This is a genomic window from Phaeobacter gallaeciensis DSM 26640, from assembly GCF_000511385.1.
GTDB classification, from domain to species: Bacteria; Pseudomonadota; Alphaproteobacteria; order Rhodobacterales; family Rhodobacteraceae; genus Phaeobacter; species Phaeobacter gallaeciensis.
Map to the genome: position 1 here is coordinate 31,336 of NC_023148.1, position 17,692 is coordinate 49,027.

The window sequence follows — 17,692 nt, forward strand, 5'->3', positions numbered from 1 at the left end:
AAACCTACCGTCAAAACACACACACATGAGCGTGGAAGCATATCCTCCGGATGGCCCCCAAATCAGCCCGCGTCAAGGATCGCAAAACTTTTCGGCGAGGACGGGGCCTGTGGCTTGGGGCGGTCCCGTGCGTGAGGGCGCGCATGTGTCAGTTGCTGCACGCGGAAAACTTTTGCGCCCGGCAAGCCGGCGGCTGCGCCGTCCCTGACCCGGGCAGATTCGGAAACCAGACATTCGGCCATGCCCCCACACTCACGTGGTGGCCTTGCAACCGAACACTGGAGACCAGACATGGCTTACGACACTACGAACACCTACGAGACCATCGAGCTTTTCGGACTGACCGAGAAGGACGCCCACCTGCCGATCCCGGAAGATCACATCCTGAGCGACCACATCATCCGCGAGAGCTTCGAGGCTTTGCTCGGTCAGCTGCGCGGGACCGGGCTTGAAGCAGAGATCGAACCGCTGGCCCATGGGCTCGCCACGATCCTGCAGCGCCGCAAGGTGGCGCTTGGCAAGGAGGTCGACCGCACCGCCGACAAGATCGGCGCGCTGGCAAAATCCCACGACGGATCGGAGATCGCCGAGACCGCGCTCGACGAGGCGCAGGCGCGCTTTCTGCAGCTGCGCGAGATTGTCAGCGCTATCGAGGTGATGAGCGAGGCGGCGGCGGAATGCTACGAGATCGAGACGGGCCACGCCTTCATCCCGGCAGCCGGGTCGCGCGCAAGCGTCCGGGCGCAGGAGACCGGGGCGGTCTTCGAGGCACGGCAGCTCCTGGAGCAGCACGACTGCGAAACCGCCGAGAAGTCGAAAGTCGCGGGGGTGCCCCTGATCGTCTCAGGCGCCACCGACTGGACCGATGTCGATGTGATCTTCAACACGCTCGACAAGGTTCGCGAACGGATCAAGCAGAACCGCAACCAGGAGATCTTCCTCTGCCACAAGGGCGGCAAGCACGGGGCAGAGATGATTGCGGCCCGGTGGGCCCGAGCACGCGGGATAGCACAGGCGCGCTTCGATCCGCGCTGGTCCGCGCATGGGCGGGCGGCACCGTTCAAGTGCAACGACGAAATGCTGGACGACAAGTTCGCGGCGACGGGGGTTGTACTCTTCGGCGGCAACGGAGTCGCGCTGAACCTCGGGCAGAAGGCGGAAGCGAAAGGTCTGACGGTCATGCGGGTTGCGGACCCGGCGAAGAAGGCGTCGCAGAATTGAAGAGAGGGGGTCGCGCTTGGCGCGGCCCTTTCGTCATGTCTCATGGTGCGTGCGGTCGGTCACGCGTGATCGGCAGCTCGTGGCGTCCAGTACCGTTATCCCTCTACCCGGTCCGTCAGAGTGCGGCCCATCCGCATCGGTACGGGCTGGGGATGGTGCGCACCTCACGCACATCGTTCGCAGCACAAGACGCAAGGGGTCGAGCCGTCGCACTTTAGGCTGAAGCCCTGCACGTCCCTCGGGGCGTGTTTCGGAACATCGAACCCACGCGGGCGGGCTCCGTGAGCACCCCGGCCAGGAGCGGCGGGACGAGGACGCAGATGACGGCGTCGGCGTGATGGAAGGGGTCATCCGGATCACTCCTTTTTGCTCATCGATGTGGATCGCACGGGGTCGGCCCGTCCGTGCCCTCAGCTCACGCTTCGGCAAGCACAAATACGGCTTCCACGGCAAAGCCGCGGACCCTCCGCATTTGCGCTTGCGACCGAGCCTCTTGCCCCCGTGCCGGGTGATCCCCATCGCAACAAGGAGTAACCCAAATGACCAACCACTACGTCGCAACCGTCCCCGTCAAGTTCACCGATACCGATGGCCAGGAGCGCACCCGCTTTCAGCGCGTGGGCGCCATGTTCCGCAACACCCGCAACGGGGACGGATCGGAGTTCTTCAGCCTCAAGCTCGACTTCCCCGTCGCGGTCTCGGAGCTGGTGATGTTCCCGCCGAGCGCGAAGGATCCCCAGGACTGAATCCTCTCACGAGGATGGGCCGCCCCGAGATGATCTCGAGGCGGCCCGATCCCTGTTCCAGGGATGCCGGGTCCGGCGGTCAGATCGCCCGAGGCGACCTCGCCGTGCTTCCGGTCGCTGCGTGATCAAAGGACGATCGCCGACCGGAAGGGTCAGGCCGCGACAGACCGGCCAGTCAGCCTCAAGGGGGCCATCCACAAAAACCTATCGGCCAGGGCCTCCCGGTTTTTGCGGCAGAGATTTGGCAAGCCAAATCTGGCCCTCCTTGACCCTGCCTGTCCGCCCTGTCGGTGGGGTTTGCGCCCGCCCGCGGTTCCGTCCGAACACTTGGCGTTCGGCCAGACCCTCGGGCGGGGCTGGCGGACGGGACCCCTAGGACAGGTGGGTCGCCCGGTGGTGAGGGCGGCAGAGCCGCGTCCCTGCGGGCCGCGGCGTGAAGCGGACACCAAGGCTGCCTGAGCCTGAATGCGACGTAAGTATATAATTGACAGCTTGGTATATTATCGTAAGGTAGGGGCAGCCTTGGTGGAAGGTGGCAGGAAATAGGGGGTCTTTCTTCGCATGTCGCGCTCAAAACGTCTCACAGATGCGGACCGCATGGAGATCGTTCGCGAAGCTGCGGAAGGCGTTTCCACTTCAGTGCTGGCAGAACGGTTTGGCGTGTCGGTGCGGGCGATCCAGTACACGCTCAAAGCCGATGCCGAGCGCCAGACGGATGCCGCAATTCCGGTCTCAGCGGTCAGTGTGAAGGTCACGGCTGCGGAGCTTGCGGCGCTCGACGAGGTGCTGGCCGAGGCCGGAATCGAAAGCCGGGCCGAAGGGCTGCGGCGGCTCATTCAGGCGGCAGGCGGGGTGTTCGTTCCGGACGCGCAGATGGCAGCCGAGATGGCGCGTTACCGCGCTTCACTGCACGAGGTCGGCAATGGGGTCGCGCAGATTGCCAAGCAGATGACGCAGGCCAACCGGCGGGGGCAGGGGGCCGTGGGGGGCACGAGTGCCGAGTTCACCGAATTGCGGCTTGCGCAGATGCGCGGGTTGGCGCGGTTCATCCTCGATTCCGCCGACGAGATCGATCTGCTCCTGCGGCGTCGGCGCGACGCGATGCAGCTCGAGGCCAGTGCCGCGCTAAGGGAGTTTGCCCATGCGGCTGAATGATGCGGTGGACGCTGTCACAGGCGAGGTCTTCCGGGACGGCTGGAGCCGGATCCGGGGCTCGATGCAGGGGCTGCATGTCGCCAAGCAGAGCCAGCTTGTGCGCGCGGCTGCAGGGCACCGGCCGGCGGTCTTCAAGGCGATCCGGGGCGGGGGCACGCATACCAAATCGCAGCTCGCAAACCAGCTCGATTACCTCACCACCAAGTCCACCCATATCGTCGACAGTAGCGGGTTTCTGGATGGCAAGGCGAAGCTCGAGGCGGGTGACATCAAGGACCTCACAGAGCGCTTTGCCAAGCGGTGGGATGCGGGCTTCAAGCCGAAGCTCGGGCAGACAACACATATGCTCATGTCCTTCCCGATCGGCACGCGTGGAGAGGATGTGCGCGACATCGCGACCGATGTGGCCGAGCGGTTCTTCCAGACCGACGCGGGGCATTTCGATTACATCATCGCGGTGCATGAGGACCGAGATCACCCCCATGCGCATCTGGTGCTGAACCGCCGCTCGCAGGAAGGTGAGTTCTTCTTTCTGGGGCGCAACCATCGCTTCAACTATGACGACTTCCGCCTCGCCATGGTCGAGGAGGCCGAGAAGTACGGTGTGCGGCTGGAAGCCACGCGGCGGGTGGATCGCGGGGTTGTGCATTACCCAGCCCGGACCAGCGAGGTTTATGCGGCGAAAGAAGAGGGTCGCGCGCCCCGCGAGCGCGAGCGTGTGGGGACAGACCTGACCCGGACGCTGGCGGAGATCGCCAACACCAGAACCGTCTACCATTCGCTGGCCACAGAGGCCTCCCGGGAGGCCCGCGAAGACATCGCCGCGGCGCTCTTCCGCGCGGGCGAGGTGTTGGCCCATGGCGGGCAGGTGGACCGAACAGGAGATGTGTATATGGCCGAGGATCAAAGCTTCGAGGATCTCAGAAGCCTCTATGCGGAAAAGCTCGCGCGGGTGCAGGGCATGATCGCCGAGAAGTCTGACGCGGAACGTCCCGTGCTGGAAAAACGCCTCATCGAGATCCAGGCGCAGGTCCAGCACATGCAGCCCTTGGGGCTGCGCTCGGGCTCGCTATCAGAGGCCCCCTCGGAGGGGGGGATCTATTCTGAAGCCAATATCGACGCCAGCCAGCGCGAGCGACTGGCCGAGCCCGACTTGAGATCGCGCATTGACGTAGCACTACGGGGCACGGGGATCAGCACATCGGAAGTGGTGGCCCGGATCGAGACGGGCGCCTCAAATGCAGCGCTTGAGCATCAATGGATCGCCAATGATCTCTCCAAGGTGGCCGAGGCGCGCGATCTGAACCTCGAACGCCGCGCCGATCTGGAACAGGCCCGCGACATTCTCAACGATGTGCACGTCGAACTTGGCACGATGCTGGAACAGGAGAAGGTGCTGCGCCGGGATGGTGTCATGGAAGCGGAACCGATCAGCGAGCGGTTCCATTATCACCGGGACGCGGTCCGGGCGATGGAAGGGACAATCCGTCAGGAGATGCGCGCAGAGGGCCTGACAGCGCAGCAGGTGGAGGACCGGGACTGGGAAGTGGTCTCGCGGGCGGAGCGTCGGATCGAGACGGAGCAGCGCGCGTATCTCGAGGCACACCCGGACTTGCTCGCACGTCCCGGCGATGTGATCGACCGGTCTGAGCCTTACAGGGAGACCATCACCGATGCGGCCCGCGCCAGCGAGATCACCCGCGAGGTCGACCGCATCATGGAGGGACGCGACCTCCGCGTGCCGGTTGCAGATGCTGTCACGGATGACTTGCGCGCGCGCTATCCGGACATGCCGTCCCACCTCGCCCGCGGGCTTGGCGCGACCTATGCGGCCGTCGTCGAGATCCGGGACACGGAGGTCATCAATCAGGTCCGCCGCGAAAACGAGTTGCGCGACAGGCTCGGGTCTGGCACGCGCGACGACATCCTCGCAACCCGCGATGAAACTGCGCCGCGGTCTGACAATGCCGACCGCCTCGCAGACGAGATTGCGCGTGTTCTGGACCATGAGCGGGCGGGGGAGTTGTCCGCGCCCTTCGAGAGCGAGGCGGAGCGGGACGCCTTCCGCGACGAGATCGCGCGGGTGCTTGATAACCGTCAACTTGAGCGGCTCACATCTGGCGATGCCGATGCGCTGGAAAAGGTTCTCGAGGACCGTCTCGACCGGCTCTATGTCGCCAAGGTCTACCTGCAATCGGATGCAGCGACGGCCAACACGGAGGCCTTGCGCCAGGTGGTCGATGATCTTGCCGACACCGAATATGAAAAGCACCGCCCGACAGACGTGGATGGCGAGACCGAGCGGGGCCAAGTCCATTGAGCGCCTCCATGGGAAAAGCGCGGATCGCCACAGGCGTCCTGCTGGTGACGCTGGTGACCGGGGCCATGGGCTATACCATCGCCTCGGCGGTGCTGACCTACCAGGATCTCGGCTTCGGGGCCGAGATCGACTTTGCATATATCGCGCAGAACTATCTGGCGATCCTGGACCGCCGCCCGGAGGATGCGCAACTTATTCACCTGATCATCGGCAGCTTCGCTGCCGCCGGCCTGATGCTGAGCCTCGCCCTCTCGGGGTCCGCCCTGACACGCTTTGGCCAGACCCATTGGCAGACCGCGCGCGAGATGAAGGCCAATGGGTTCTTCGGGGCGCCCGGCACCGGGTTCATCCTCGGCAAGCTGGGGCCGCCGGGCTCCCGCGCCAATTACATCTGCTCGAAGGTTTTCCCGCATGCGCTGATCGTGGCCCCCACCGGTCGCGGCAAGACTACGGGCTTCGTCATTCCGAACCTGCTGACCTGGCAAGGCTCCGCCGTGACGCTCGATGTGAAGGGCGAGTGTTTCGAGGCAACGGCCCGGCACCGCGCAGGCCAAGGCGACAAGGTCTATCGCTTTGCCCCCACCGATTGGGAGGGCAAGCGCACCCATCGCTACAACCCGCTCCTGCGCATCCATCAACTGAAAGATCCCGCGCGCCAGCAGATGGAACTGCAGCTCCTGGCGACGCTGTTCCTGCAGAGCGACAATGACCGGGTGCAGGGCCTCCTCAAGGGCGGGATCGATCTCTTCGTGGCGGCAGGGCTCTTGGCCTTCCAGCGCAAGCGCCCCACCTTGGGCGAAATCTATCGGATCGCCGCCTCGGGCGGGAACAAGCAGAAGGAATACTTCGCGCGCGGCCACGAGGTCGACAACAGGGCCGCCAAGCTGATCTTCACCCGGCTGGCCTCGACCAATAATGACACGCTGACCTCTTACGTCTCGCTCCTGATGACCTCGGGGCTCGATCAATGGCAGAACCCGGCCATCGATGAGGCGACGGCAGTCTCGGACTTTGATTTCCGCACGATCCGCAAGAAGCCTTTTTCGGTCTATCTCGTGGTCCAGCCGCTGATGGTGAAACCCCTCGCGCCGCTGATCCGGCTCTTCTTCTCCGATCTCCTCTCGGCGATGCAGGAAAAGGACCCCGGGCCGGATGAGCCGTGGCCAGTGATGATCATGCTCGACGAGTTCAATCGCTTGGGCAAGATGCCCATCGTGGTCGAGAGCATCGAGACCCTGCGCACCTATCGCGGGCATTTGGCTGTGGTCACGCAAACCATCCCCGCCCTCGATGAAATCTACGGCGAGAACACCCGCCGCGCCCTGCAGGGCAACGCGGGCGTGAAGCTCTACCTGACGCCTTCTGATGAGAAGACCGTCGAAGAGCTGAGCAAGGCGGTTGGCAAGACCACGAAGACCGTCATCACGCGCTCCCAGTCCATCGGCAAGAACCCCTTTGAAGGACGCAGCCAGTCCACCCGGACCGAAGAAAGCTCTCTCCTGCCCGAGGATGAGGCGCGCCGCCTGCCGCTCGACGAGATCGTCATGGTGATCGATGCCCAGATGCCGGTCCGCGCGAAGCGGATCCAATATTTTGACGATCGGCTGTTCAAGGCGATCCACGCGGCGCAGACGGGGGAGTTGCCGTTTCCGAAGCCGGGGGGAGGGGGGCCGCAGGGCACGCTGCCGCTGAGTGTGCGCGCCATGCCGATGACGCCGCCTTCGGACGGAGCAGGCGGACCCGACGCCGACGTTGAGGCCGCACGCCACGCTGCTGATGGCCAATCGTCAGGGCAAACCGATGTCACCCCAAAGAAGACTGCGCCTGTCGTTCAAGCCGTAATCGCCGAGGAACAGCGACAGATGGAAATGGATTTTGGGGGCCAGGTTGCGGATGCCGAGACAGTGGGCGTGGATGATGAGGCGCAGATGCGCTCTGCTGTCGATGGATTGGATGAAATGGAAGAGATGCTGCGAGAGGAGGAGGGTGGCAAAAAGCCAATTCACCGGTAGGGCGGTGGGCATGGTCTGACGGTCATAGAGGGCGGACAACGGCCATTCGCTGCAATTCGCGTGTATGACAGCTATTCCACCGAGCTTTCTGATTACTCTGACTTGGTCTGTCCCGCACTAAGGACGTCGAGCAGGGGGCAATCTGGTGTGTCCGAGCCGGTGCAGCGTGCGATTGTCTGAGCGAGCACGGTCTCGATCACTTGGAGATCGCGGATCTTGTCGCGCACTACCTCGAGATGGTGGCGCCCCATCCGCTCGACCTCGGCACAAGTGTGGCTGCCGCGATCGACGAGAGATAGCAGCCCGCGGATCTCTTCCATAGTAAAGCCAAGGTCCCGCGCGCGCATCACGAAGTTCAGCCGCTCCACATGTGCCGTGCTGTAGCGGCGATGGCCCGATGCGGTGCGTGGCGGATCAGGCACCAGGCCGACATTTTCGTAATAACGGATCGTCTCGAGGTTGCAGCCGGTCAGCCTGGCCAGATCGGAGCGTTTGAGCTCGCTCGCGGGGGCGTGATCAGCCGACATGAAATTTCTCCTTGATCCTGTAGCTGCTACAGACCCTATCTTGTCAGTCATCGAACGACAACAGGGTGACACGATGACGATCGAGACGAACGATACCGAACGTTGGGAGGGCGACAGCCCCGACAGGACCGGATGGACCGCCACTGGCGCCGGGGTGCTCGGGGCGCTGGCGATGACCTCCTGCTGCATCCTGCCGCTGGTCCTGGTTAGCCTTGGCGTCACCGGGGTCTTCATCGGCCAACTTACAGCGCTCTACTCCTACAAGTGGATAACCCTCTCCTTCGCCTTGGCGGCGCTCGGCTATGGATTCTGGAAGGCTTACCGACCTGTGTCTGCCGAGGACTGTGGCACCGGGGTCTGCGCGCGCCCGGTGGATCGCGGCCTGATGCGCGGACTGCTTTGGGGTGCGCTGGCCGTGGTGCTGCTGGCCTTGGTCTTTCCCTATGTCGCGCCGCGCATCCTAACCTTCTGATATCGGAGCCCATCATGAGACAAGTGTTACTCGCTGCCATCCTCTGGATCTCGCCGACCGCGATCTTTGCAGCCGAAGCCGAGACCCGCCTGCACGTCACTGGTCTGACCTGCCCCTCGTGCAGCTATATCGTCGCCACTGCGCTCAAGCGCGTGGAGACTGTGGAGATCGCGGAATTCCTCGAGGGCGAGGCCGAGGATGGCGTTTACGTCCTGCACTATGACGATCTCGCCACCGACCCGGACCAGCTGATCGCCGCCGTCACCGGAGTGGGCTATGGAGCAACAGTGGCCCAGGAAGACGTCTCGTGAGCGAGCGCGAGACAAACCCCAAGGACGACCGCATGCTGAAATACGGGCTGATCGGCACCGTCCTGGTGGCGCTGTGCTGCTTCACCCCGGTCCTTGTGGTCCTGCTGGGCGCGGTCGGGCTCTCGGCCATGCTGGGCTGGCTCGACTTCGTGCTCCTGCCGGCGCTGGCAGTGTTCATCGGCATCACCATTTTTGCGCTCTGGCGGCGCCAACGCACGAATTGAAGAGAGAATGATATGAAAGATTGCTGCACTCCCAAGGGCGGTTACGATCTCGCTGTGATCGGCGCTGGTTCGGCCGGATTTTCGGCCGCCATTACCGCCGCCGAAGCCGGGGCTCGAGTCGCGCTGATCGGCGATGGGACGATTGGCGGGACCTGCGTGAACGTGGGCTGCGTGCCCTCCAAGGCCCTGATCCGCGCCGTGGAGGGCCTTCACCACGCCCGCGCCGCCAATCGGTTTGACGGCATCAGTGCCGAAGCCAGCGTGACTGATTGGACTGCGACGGTTGCGCAAAAGCAGGCGCTCGTTGAGGAGTTGCGCGCGGCAAAATACGCCGACGTGCTGCCTCGGCACGAGAACGTGGACTACATCGAAGGTCGCGCCCGGTTCGACGGCAAAGGCAGTCTTACCGTAGACGACGCGGCGTTCCCGGCAGCGAAGATCGTTATCGCCACCGGATCGCGTCCCCACGCGCCCGCGATCCCCGGCATTCAGGATATCGGCGCCCTCGACAGCACGTCGGCGCTGGAACTCACCGTTCTACCCGCCTCAATGCTGGTCCTCGGTGCGGGCTATATCGGCGTGGAGTTTGCGCAGCTCTTCGCCCGTGCCGGTGTCGCGGTGACGCTGGTCAGCCGCCGCGGTGTGCTGCCCGAGGCCGAACCCGAGATTTCCGAAGCACTGGAGGGCTACCTCGCTTCCGAGGGTATTCGCTTGGCGCGGGTCGCCGGCTACGAGAGCGTGGTGCGCGACGGCGACGGCCTACGTTTGACCGGTAACGGGGGTGAGAACTTCATCGCCGAGCGACTGGTGCTTGCCACCGGGCGGGTGCCGAACAGTGATGGCTTGAACCTCGGCGCGGCCGGGATCGTGACCGGCGCGCGCGGCGGCATCGTGGTGGACGCGCAGATGCGCACCACCAACTCGAACGTCTGGGCCGCTGGCGATGTCACAGGGCGCAACCAGTTCGTCTATATGGCGGCCTACGGCGCCAAGCTCGCCGCCCGGAACGCGGTGGCGGGAGAGGCACGCAGCTACGACAACAGCACGATGCCCTGGGTCGTGTTCTCCGATCCGCAGGTGGCGGGCGTGGGACTGAGCGAGGCACAGGCCCGCGCCGCTGGACACGAGGTCCTCACCTCGGTCCTGCCGCTCGACGCAGTCCCCCGCGCGCTTGCCGCCCGCGACACGCGCGGTCTGATCAAGCTGGTGGCCGAGGCAGGCAGCAAACGCCTGCTGGGGGCGCAGATCCTCGCCCCCGAGGGCGCAGACAGCATCCAGACCGCAGCGATGGCGCTGAAAGCCGGGCTCACCTACGAGGAGTTGGGCGATACCATCATGCCCTATCTCACGACAGTGGAAGGGCTGAAGCTTGCGGCCCAGACCTTCGAGAAGGACGTGGCCGCTCTCAGTTGCTGCGCTGGGTGAAGGCATGAGCGGAAAATCGAAGCGCGACCTCCTCGGTTCGACTCTCGGCGCCGCTCTTGCCTGGTGGTTGCCGATAGGTGCCATGGTGCTGGCGATTCCACTGCCCGATGGACCCAAGATGGGGATCTGGTTGCTGGCATTGGTGTGGATGGGAAGTGCCTGCCTGTTCAATGCCCGGCGCTGTGGCCGGGTCCATTGCCGCTACACCGGGCCCTTCCTGCTGGCGATGACGCTTCCTGTGCTGGGCCATGGCACGGGGCTGGTGCCGCTCGGAGAGGACGGCTGGCGTTGGCTCGGCATTGCGACGGGTGGAGGCACTATGGCGATCTGGGGGCTGAGTGAACGATTGATGGGTCGCTATCGTTGAACGCGTAAGCGGCCCCAGACTGACAAGCATGAACGAGGAGCACATATGACCGAGACACTCGACCTGATCGTCATCGGCGCCGGCATGGCCGGGATCAACGCCGCGAAAAAATGCAGCCAGGCGGGTTGGTCCGTCGCCATCGTCGACGAGCTGCCTTATGGCGGCACCTGCGCACTCCGGGGCTGCGACCCGAAGAAGATGCTGCGCGCCGGCGCCGAGGCGGTGGAGGCCGTGCGGCTGCTCGAAGGCAAGGGCGTCGCAGGAGAGACCAGGATCGATTGGCCCACGCTGATGAAGCACAAGGAGAGCTTCACCGACCCGGTGCCCGAGAGCATGGAAAGTGCGCTGACAGAGGCCGGGGTGAAAACGCTACATGGCCGCGCGCGCTTCACCGCCGAGGACCGGATCGAGATCGACGGCTACGGCGAGATCGCCTTTCGCCGCGCACTGATTGCTACGGGCGCAAAGCCGAGGCCGCTGAAATTTCCCGGTGCCGAGCGACTGATCGACAGCACCGATTTCCTGAACCTCGCCGAACTGCCGCGCCGGATCGCCTTTGTCGGTGGCGGCTACATCTCCTTCGAATTCGCCCATATCGCCGCGCTGGCGGGAGCTGAGGTGACAATCCTCGACCGCGGCGCACGCCAGTTGAAGATGTTTGACCCCGAACTCGTAAAGATGTTGCTCGAACGGAGCCGCGAAGCCGGGATTAAGATCGCGGCCGAGGCCGAAATGGAACGGATCGAGGACGCGAATGGGGCGCGCCGGGTGCTCTACCGCAGGGCCGGTCAGAGCCATTCCATCGAAGCCGATCTCGTCGTTCACGGTGCAGGTAGGGTGCCTGCCATCGACCATCTTGACCTTGCGGCTGCCGATATCGAAACCGAGCACGGTGGCGTGAAGGTCATGCCTTGGCTGCAATCTCCGTCGAACCCACGCATCTATGCGGCCGGAGACGCTGCCGCCTCGCCAGGAAAGCCGCTGACCCCGGTAGCTGTGTTCGAAGGTAAGATCGCCGCCTCCAACATGCTGAAGGGCAAGCGGACTGAACCCGACTACACTGGAGTGCCGAGCGTGGTGTTCACCATACCCGAGCTGGCGCGGGTCGGGTTGCTCGAGGAAGAGGCGCGAGAGGTGGGTGATGTGGAGGTGAGCTTCACCGACACCTCGGGCTGGTTCTCGCAGAAGCGCATCGGTGAAACACATGCCGGTGCGAAGATTATCACCGGCAAGGATGGCAAGATCCTCGGAGCCCACATGTTCGGCCCGGAGTATGCCGAGCTGATCAACGTCTTCTCGCTGGCGATCAAGCTGGGGCTGACGGCGGCGCAGGTGAAAGCGATGCCTGCCGCTTACCCGACAGGGGCTTCTGACTTGGGGTCAATGTTCTGATGGTGCAACGGCTTTCCGTTGCGCACTCCTTCATGTTAGTAACACCCCGGAACCGGACCTTCGCGACTCGATATGTGAAGGTCCGCTACGGGCCGTCACCGTCGGCCAAGTCGACCCAGTCTCGCCAGCTGCGCCAGCATTTTTGACCCCGAGTCTGCGGATCCTGCGCCTCCTGCGGAACCCGTCTGCCCCATGCCCTGCCTCACGGGCATCTGCTGCACGCCGAAGAACTGCCGCGCCCTGAGGGCTGCGTATTCTGCGCCACTTGCGCCTCCGATCAGGTAGCGATTGTAGGCCTGCTGGCTTCCCATGGCGGCGCGGGCAAAGCTGTAGCCGCCGCCGAGACCACCGGAAAGGGCGGGCATCATAATGTTTCCGGAGATCGCGCGGACGATGAAGGGCGTGGCAATGATGAAGCCCTTGGCCATGAGCACCATCATGAAGAAGGGAATGAGCGCGCCGATGTTTGAGGCTCCCTCCGGGTCGCCGAGTTCGCCGATGAGGGCAGAGGAGACACCCGTGATTGTCGCGAACACACCGGCCACGACTATGGGGTAGAGCGCGAAGGAGACCAGCGCCGACAGCCAGCGCGCGAAATAGTCCTTGGTGACCTCGAAGAGGGTCAGGAAAATCATCACCGGTGCGATCCCGATCAGAAGTGCGATCATCAGGCGGGATGCCACGAGGATGAAGGCGGCCAGCCCGCCGAGGATCGAGAGCAAGAGGACCCCGACAATGTCGAGCATGGCCCCTGCCATCCAGTTCAGCTCGGACCCAGCGGCGTTGAGATAGTCCCCTAGTTCCGCGATTAGCCGGTCAAACTCTTCTGCGAAAGTGCCAGAAGGGCCGGGAGTTCCACCACCAACGGAAGCAACCAGCGCACCCGCAATGCTGTCGATCCCGGCCAGGATGGCGGAGGAGAGGGCGTTGAACTGCACCCAGTTGGTTGCAAATATCCCGATGAGCCCGATCTTGACCGCGAGCCAGAATGCCGTGCGTCCGTCCATCGCCTTGTACTGGTAGACCATGTTCAGGAAAACGAGAACCACCACCAGCGTTGTTCCCAGCACCAGAAGCGTGCCAACCGTTGCCGCAACCGATCCGAACTGGGTTTCTGCGGCGGTGTCGAGATAGCCCTGGGAGGTTTCAACGAAGTAGGTGACGACACTCATCGCGGGGCTGCCTTACCAATTACCTGCGGCGTCGCAGATGGCCTTGGCGGCAGTTCGGGCGGCGTTGGCGCGGCGGTTGTAGGCGTCGGAGGCTTCGAGCATTTCCCATCGTTCGTCGCTCGCGTAGCTCTCCCGAAACACCGCTTCGGCAGCGTCCCAGGACGGGAACCGGATTTCGCAGGCGCAGCTGACGGTCTCGACAATCCGCTCGAGGTTCTGGGCGCGGTAGATGTCCTGAACCAGAACTCGCTGATAAGATTGGCGCAGGGGGATCTCCTGCATCCACACGGGTTCAGCGGGCCGGTCTGGACAGACGTCGAAACTGCGCTCGAGGGTCGGCACGAGATTGCGCTCAGCGAAGCCGGGTGCCGACGTCAGGCCCAGGACCAGCGCAGTCAGTACGAGGGTACAGCTCGCCTGCCTCATGCCGTGGATCCGGTGGCTGTGGTTTCACGCTTCAGGAAGACCGTGTGTCCCACATTGGCGAATTCCGAGGAGCTGATCGACACCACCTCCCAGCCTTTCGCACCTTTGGCATTCAGGCTGGCCTGCATGTCGGCAAGGCTGGCTTTGCGGGTCATGGGAAAGGACAGAATATCGTATTCAAATGTCTTCATTGGGAAATTCCAATCTCAGTTGCGCCGGGGAGGTAGAATTCTGTGATGCCGCGTTTGCCGTCATGGCGGCCGGCCTGGATGATCACGTCGATGGAGTTCTCGATGTACTGGATCATGTCGGCATAGGTCATCGGGATTTCGGTCTTCAGCGCCGCGATCGCGAGCCGCTGCACGGCCAATTGCGGGGTTTCGGCATGCAGCGTGGTCATCGAGCCTCCATGGCCGGTGTTGATGGCTTCCAGAAAGGTCATGGCCTCCTTGCCGCGCACCTCGCCCAGGATGATCCGGTCGGGGCGCATGCGCAGCGTGGCGGTGAGAAGCACATCGGCGGTCTGGAATTCCGCATCGCGATTGGCGATCAGGGTCACAGCATTGGGCTGCGTCGGTAGAAGCTCGGCGGCTTCTTCGATGGTGACGATGCGTTCCTCAGACGGGACATGGGAGAGGATCTTTCGCGCAGCGACGGTCTTGCCGGTCGAGGTGCCGCCCGAGACGATCATGTTGAGCTTGTTCTCGACACAGAAGGCGAGGGCGTCATCGATCAAACCGGAGGCCACGACCTCGCGCAGCTCGCGCGTTTTCTCGAGGCGCAGTTCTTCGAGCTTGCGTTCCTTACCGAAGAGAAAGTCGAGTTCGATGCCCTTGAGCGGCAGGCTGGAAAAGAACCGCAGGCTGATCGACGAGGCCGAGAGCACGGCGGGCGGGGTGATGACCTGTGCGCGGATCGGGCGCCCCTTGTAGGTGATCGAGACCGAGACGATGGGGCGGTCCTTGCTCATCGTGGTATTGGCCGAGGAGGCGATCTGGTTGCCGAGGTCCCTGACCTGAACGCCCGTCAGCCTTTGATCCAGCGCGCGCATGAAGTGATCGCCCTGGAATTCGCCCCAACAGGTCCCGTCGGGGTTGATACAGATCTCGATGACATCGTCGCGGGCGGCGGCGTCGATCCGGTCAAGGGATGTCTCGAGATAGCTGAGCGACATCGGGCTAGAAGATCTCCAGATCGCGGTCGACCATGACGGTGACGCGCGCGCCTTGGTCGACATAGATGACGGGGCCGATGGAGAGGTAATCGCCAATGACGCTGTCCGTGGCATCTGCCAGATCATCGCCAACGTCTTCGAGAACGTCGGCGGCAGTCTCATCCTGGACCTCGGAGGCGGCGGCACTTGGCGCGGCCGAAATCAGCGAGATCAGGGCGGCCGACCCGAAACGCTCGGCAAAACGCGTGTCCACGAAACCCGTGACGCCGGAGCGGCCAAGTTCATCGCCCCCGAAGGAGCTGATCTGGACGGTTTGGCCCGCGGGCAGGATGATCCGGTCCCAAGCGATCGTGACGCGGCGCTGCGCAATATCGACGCCAGCGCGGTAGCGCCCGACGAGACGGGATCCGCGGGGGATCAAGAGGCGCGCGCCATCGACGCTGTAGACATCCTCGGACACCACGGCACGGGTCTGGCCGGGCAGTGAGCTGTCGAGGGCGGTTTCCATGACGGCCTGGATCATGGTGCCCTGGATGATGGTGTTGGAAGGATTGGCGATCACCTCGGCCTGCGTCACGGTGGAGGGCAGCGCACCGTTCAGCACGAAATCCGTCACCTCGCCGAAGGTGCGTTCGGTCAGAGCCGTTTCATTCGCTCCTGAGGCACCGCCAAACGCGATGGTGGGCGAGGCGATGCGCCGCTCCTGGAAGGCGCGTTCCTCCGCGGCCCGGCGCTCCAGCTCGGCCATGCGCCGGGCTTCTTCCTCGCGGCGCAGTCGCTCTTGCTCGCGTGCGCGCAGCTCATCTTCCGTGGGGCCCGCTGGTGCGGGTTGCGGTCGGCTGGCCTCGAGTTGGGCCAATTCCAGATCCATGCGGAGTTGTTCAAGACTTCGATCCCGCGCCGTCAGTTCGTCCTGAAATCGTTGCTGTGCTGCTTCCGAGGCGGCTTGTAGCGCCGCGATCTGAGCAGTCAGCGCGTCAATTGCCTCTGCGGCGGCGGTGTCTTCCTCGACAACTGGTTCAGGGGCGTTGCGCAACTCCTCGATCTGGGCCTGCAGGGCGGTGATCTGCGCCAGAAGCTCCGCGTTGGGCTCGACGGGGTCTGGTCCGACGAACACAACCTCGGGCTCGGGCGGGGGCAAGGTCTCGATAGCGCCAAAGCCGTCCCCTTCGTTTTGGAAGACGTCCGGGGTGGCCGTCGGTAAGGCTTCCTCTTCGTCGGGCTGTGAGAGGAGATAAAGCAGGGCACCACCCACGCCGATGACGAGGATCACGATCAGCGCGAGAAGGGGCGACCGGCGCTGCGCCGCCGTGGGGGCGCGGGCACTGCCTTTCTCAAGGGCGGCGAGGCGTTTTTCCAGCTCGGTGTTCCCGGTATCGCTCATGAGGTGGCCTCCGCGGGCGCGATCGCCTCGATGCAGACCACCTCTTCGCCAAGTCGCAGGATCCATTGGCGGTTCACGCCGCTGACGCGGATCACGCCGTCTTCAGGGGTTTGCGTGTTGACCGTGCGTTCACGGCCGCCCGCGTAGCGGAAGATCGCTGGCACAGGTGCGTTTCTCGGAAACGCGAAATACGTGAACGTCCCGTCATCCCAGATGCGCGTTGGCGTGAACTCGGTCCGCGCGCTGGCGCCGTAATTGTAGTTTGGTGCTTGGGCGGCGATGGCCCGGGTCGGGCGCGCAGCGTCATCAGGATAGCGGAACTGCACCACGTAGAAGGTTGGGCTGCGGACCTCCTCGACGTTGAAGTAGTAGCTCCGGCGGTTCGTATAGACTGTCACATTGGTATGCACCCCGCGCGCGACGGGCTTGATCGCGAAGGCCTGACCGCCCGGGACGCCGTCGATCTCGAAGCCCTCGGTGTCGCCCGCGATGATCGAGCGGATGCTTTCGCCGATCCCGAACTCGATGGTGGTCACATGGGTGAGTGACACGCTGAGACGGTAGACCTGACCCTCCTGGTAGGTGGCCAAGCGCACCCGGCTGTCGTTGGGACCGCCACGCGGGATGGCTTCGGCGGCGACCAACCCCGGCAACAAAACGATAAGGACAACAAATGCAATTCGTACGGGAAACAAGATCAGTTCTCCAATCTGTCGGAGCGGATGGAATATTCGAGGACGGTGAAGCCGAATGGATTGGTCCAGACCTCATCGATGGAGCGGCGGGTCTCCGGGCGGAACTCGAAGAGAAGCGTCGCAGTGAAGAGGCCGGTCTGGGTGCCGTTAATGGACGTCAGGCGCTTGCGCAGGCGGACCGTCGCGCGGTTGGTTCCGATCCGGTTGATGCTGAGGATTTCCACGTCGAGCCGAGCATTGGGGCCATAGACGGTCGGCGGATAGTTTTCATTTGCGCTGTTCCAGATCTGGCGCAGCCCGCTCTCGGCAGCTCCGTCCGAGCGGCGCAGGACGCTGCGGATGCGCAGATCGTTGTCGAGCTGGTTATAGACCTCCCGGTCGGCCACATAGCGGAACACCTCCGCCTCGATGATCGCCTGGTTGGCGGTCACCGAGGAGGCGCCCACCGAGGCTTCGGGGAGTGCAAAGCCGGTGGCGGGATCATAGGGGACAACGACGGGGGGCGGATCGACATCGAGGATCGCGACTGCTGCTGCGCTCAGACAGCCGATGATGCCGAAGACAAGACCTGCCAGACCAAGGCGTTGCCAGAGCCGTTCGCGGCGCAAGGCACCGTAGACCAGTTCTTCCTCGATGATTTCTTGTTCAGTCGCCACCCGTCATGCCCTC

19 protein-coding genes are annotated in these 17,692 nt (G+C 63.8%); 11 read left to right on the forward strand and 8 right to left on the reverse strand.

Annotated elements, in window-relative coordinates:
- Nucleotides 1-291 precede the first annotated feature (291 nt).
- From GAL_RS19515 to GAL_RS19540, 5 genes are all read left to right on the forward strand, one after another.
- Nucleotides 292-1,221, forward strand: a complete 930-nt coding sequence (locus tag GAL_RS19515) for a DUF2493 domain-containing protein (protein WP_024099318.1) — start codon at nucleotides 292-294, stop codon at nucleotides 1,219-1,221.
- 539 nt (nucleotides 1,222-1,760) lie between these two features.
- Nucleotides 1,761-1,967 carry a hypothetical protein gene (locus tag GAL_RS19520; protein ID WP_007120662.1) on the forward strand — a complete coding sequence of 69 codons (207 nt, stop codon included), beginning with the start codon at nucleotides 1,761-1,763 and terminating at the stop codon, nucleotides 1,965-1,967.
- Between the two features lie 561 nt (nucleotides 1,968-2,528).
- Nucleotides 2,529-3,122 (forward strand): helix-turn-helix domain-containing protein, encoded by a 594-nt coding sequence (locus tag GAL_RS19530; RefSeq protein ID WP_024099319.1) that lies wholly within the window; start codon nucleotides 2,529-2,531, stop codon nucleotides 3,120-3,122.
- Entirely contained in the window at nucleotides 3,109-5,442 is a 2,334-nt protein-coding gene (locus GAL_RS19535; protein ID WP_024099320.1) for a relaxase/mobilization nuclease domain-containing protein, read from the forward strand. The genes GAL_RS19530 and GAL_RS19535 overlap by 14 nt, the downstream gene beginning before the upstream one ends.
- Nucleotides 5,443-5,450: 8 nt before the next feature.
- Nucleotides 5,451-7,454: a type IV secretory system conjugative DNA transfer family protein gene (locus tag GAL_RS19540; protein WP_024099321.1), complete on the forward strand. Its 2,004-nt coding sequence runs from the start codon at nucleotides 5,451-5,453 to the stop codon at nucleotides 7,452-7,454.
- 92 nt (nucleotides 7,455-7,546) lie between these two features.
- Here the strand turns inward: GAL_RS19540 and GAL_RS19545 are convergent, their stop codons facing one another.
- Complete coding sequence (locus tag GAL_RS19545; protein ID WP_024099322.1) at nucleotides 7,547-7,981, reverse strand: MerR family transcriptional regulator; 435 nt, start codon at nucleotides 7,979-7,981, stop codon at nucleotides 7,547-7,549.
- A gap of 73 nt (nucleotides 7,982-8,054) precedes the next feature.
- Between GAL_RS19545 and GAL_RS19550 the strand changes: the two genes are divergently transcribed.
- From GAL_RS19550 to GAL_RS19575, 6 genes are read left to right on the forward strand one after another with little or no spacing between them, the layout of a single operon-like run.
- On the forward strand, nucleotides 8,055-8,453 hold the full coding sequence (locus GAL_RS19550) for a mercuric transporter MerT family protein (protein ID WP_024099323.1): 399 nt from the start codon (nucleotides 8,055-8,057) through the stop codon (nucleotides 8,451-8,453).
- A 14-nt stretch (nucleotides 8,454-8,467) separates the two neighbouring features.
- A complete protein-coding gene (locus tag GAL_RS19555) occupies nucleotides 8,468-8,764 on the forward strand; it encodes a heavy-metal-associated domain-containing protein (RefSeq protein WP_024099324.1) in 297 nt (98 codons plus the stop codon).
- Between the two features lie 32 nt (nucleotides 8,765-8,796).
- Nucleotides 8,797-8,988, forward strand: a complete 192-nt coding sequence (gene merF / locus GAL_RS19560) for a mercury resistance system transport protein MerF (protein WP_081731463.1) — start codon at nucleotides 8,797-8,799, stop codon at nucleotides 8,986-8,988.
- Nucleotides 8,989-9,000: 12 nt separating this feature from the next.
- Nucleotides 9,001-10,413: a mercury(II) reductase gene (gene merA, locus GAL_RS19565; RefSeq protein WP_024099326.1), complete on the forward strand. Its 1,413-nt coding sequence runs from the start codon at nucleotides 9,001-9,003 to the stop codon at nucleotides 10,411-10,413.
- Nucleotides 10,414-10,417: 4 nt separating this feature from the next.
- Nucleotides 10,418-10,780, forward strand: a complete 363-nt coding sequence (locus GAL_RS19570) for a hypothetical protein (RefSeq protein ID WP_027238612.1) — start codon at nucleotides 10,418-10,420, stop codon at nucleotides 10,778-10,780.
- Nucleotides 10,781-10,825: 45 nt separating this feature from the next.
- Nucleotides 10,826-12,172: a dihydrolipoyl dehydrogenase family protein gene (locus GAL_RS19575; protein ID WP_024099328.1), complete on the forward strand. Its 1,347-nt coding sequence runs from the start codon at nucleotides 10,826-10,828 to the stop codon at nucleotides 12,170-12,172.
- A gap of 95 nt (nucleotides 12,173-12,267) precedes the next feature.
- Here GAL_RS19575 and GAL_RS19580 read toward each other — a convergent pair whose 3' ends face one another.
- From GAL_RS19580 to GAL_RS19610, 7 genes are read right to left on the reverse strand one after another with little or no spacing between them, the layout of a single operon-like run.
- Complete coding sequence (locus GAL_RS19580) at nucleotides 12,268-13,344, reverse strand: type IV secretion system protein (protein ID WP_024099329.1); 1,077 nt, start codon at nucleotides 13,342-13,344, stop codon at nucleotides 12,268-12,270.
- Between the two features lie 12 nt (nucleotides 13,345-13,356).
- Nucleotides 13,357-13,770, reverse strand: coding sequence for a hypothetical protein (locus GAL_RS19585; RefSeq protein ID WP_024099330.1), 414 nt, complete (start codon nucleotides 13,768-13,770; stop codon nucleotides 13,357-13,359).
- The gene (locus GAL_RS19590) at nucleotides 13,767-13,961 is read right to left on the reverse strand and encodes a hypothetical protein (RefSeq protein WP_024099331.1); all 195 of its coding nucleotides are present in this window, start codon (nucleotides 13,959-13,961) and stop codon (nucleotides 13,767-13,769) included. The genes GAL_RS19585 and GAL_RS19590 overlap by 4 nt, the downstream gene beginning before the upstream one ends.
- The gene (locus GAL_RS19595; protein WP_024099332.1) at nucleotides 13,958-14,944 is read right to left on the reverse strand and encodes an ATPase, T2SS/T4P/T4SS family; all 987 of its coding nucleotides are present in this window, start codon (nucleotides 14,942-14,944) and stop codon (nucleotides 13,958-13,960) included. The genes GAL_RS19590 and GAL_RS19595 overlap by 4 nt, the downstream gene beginning before the upstream one ends.
- A gap of 4 nt (nucleotides 14,945-14,948) precedes the next feature.
- Complete coding sequence (locus GAL_RS19600) at nucleotides 14,949-16,328, reverse strand: TrbI/VirB10 family protein (RefSeq protein ID WP_024099333.1); 1,380 nt, start codon at nucleotides 16,326-16,328, stop codon at nucleotides 14,949-14,951.
- Nucleotides 16,325-17,023, reverse strand: coding sequence for a TrbG/VirB9 family P-type conjugative transfer protein (locus GAL_RS19605; protein WP_024099334.1), 699 nt, complete (start codon nucleotides 17,021-17,023; stop codon nucleotides 16,325-16,327). Before GAL_RS19605 ends, GAL_RS19600 begins: the two co-directional genes overlap by 4 nt.
- 2 nt (nucleotides 17,024-17,025) lie before the next feature.
- Nucleotides 17,026-17,679: a virB8 family protein gene (locus GAL_RS19610; protein WP_024099335.1), complete on the reverse strand. Its 654-nt coding sequence runs from the start codon at nucleotides 17,677-17,679 to the stop codon at nucleotides 17,026-17,028.
- Nucleotides 17,680-17,692: the final 13 nt, after the last annotated feature.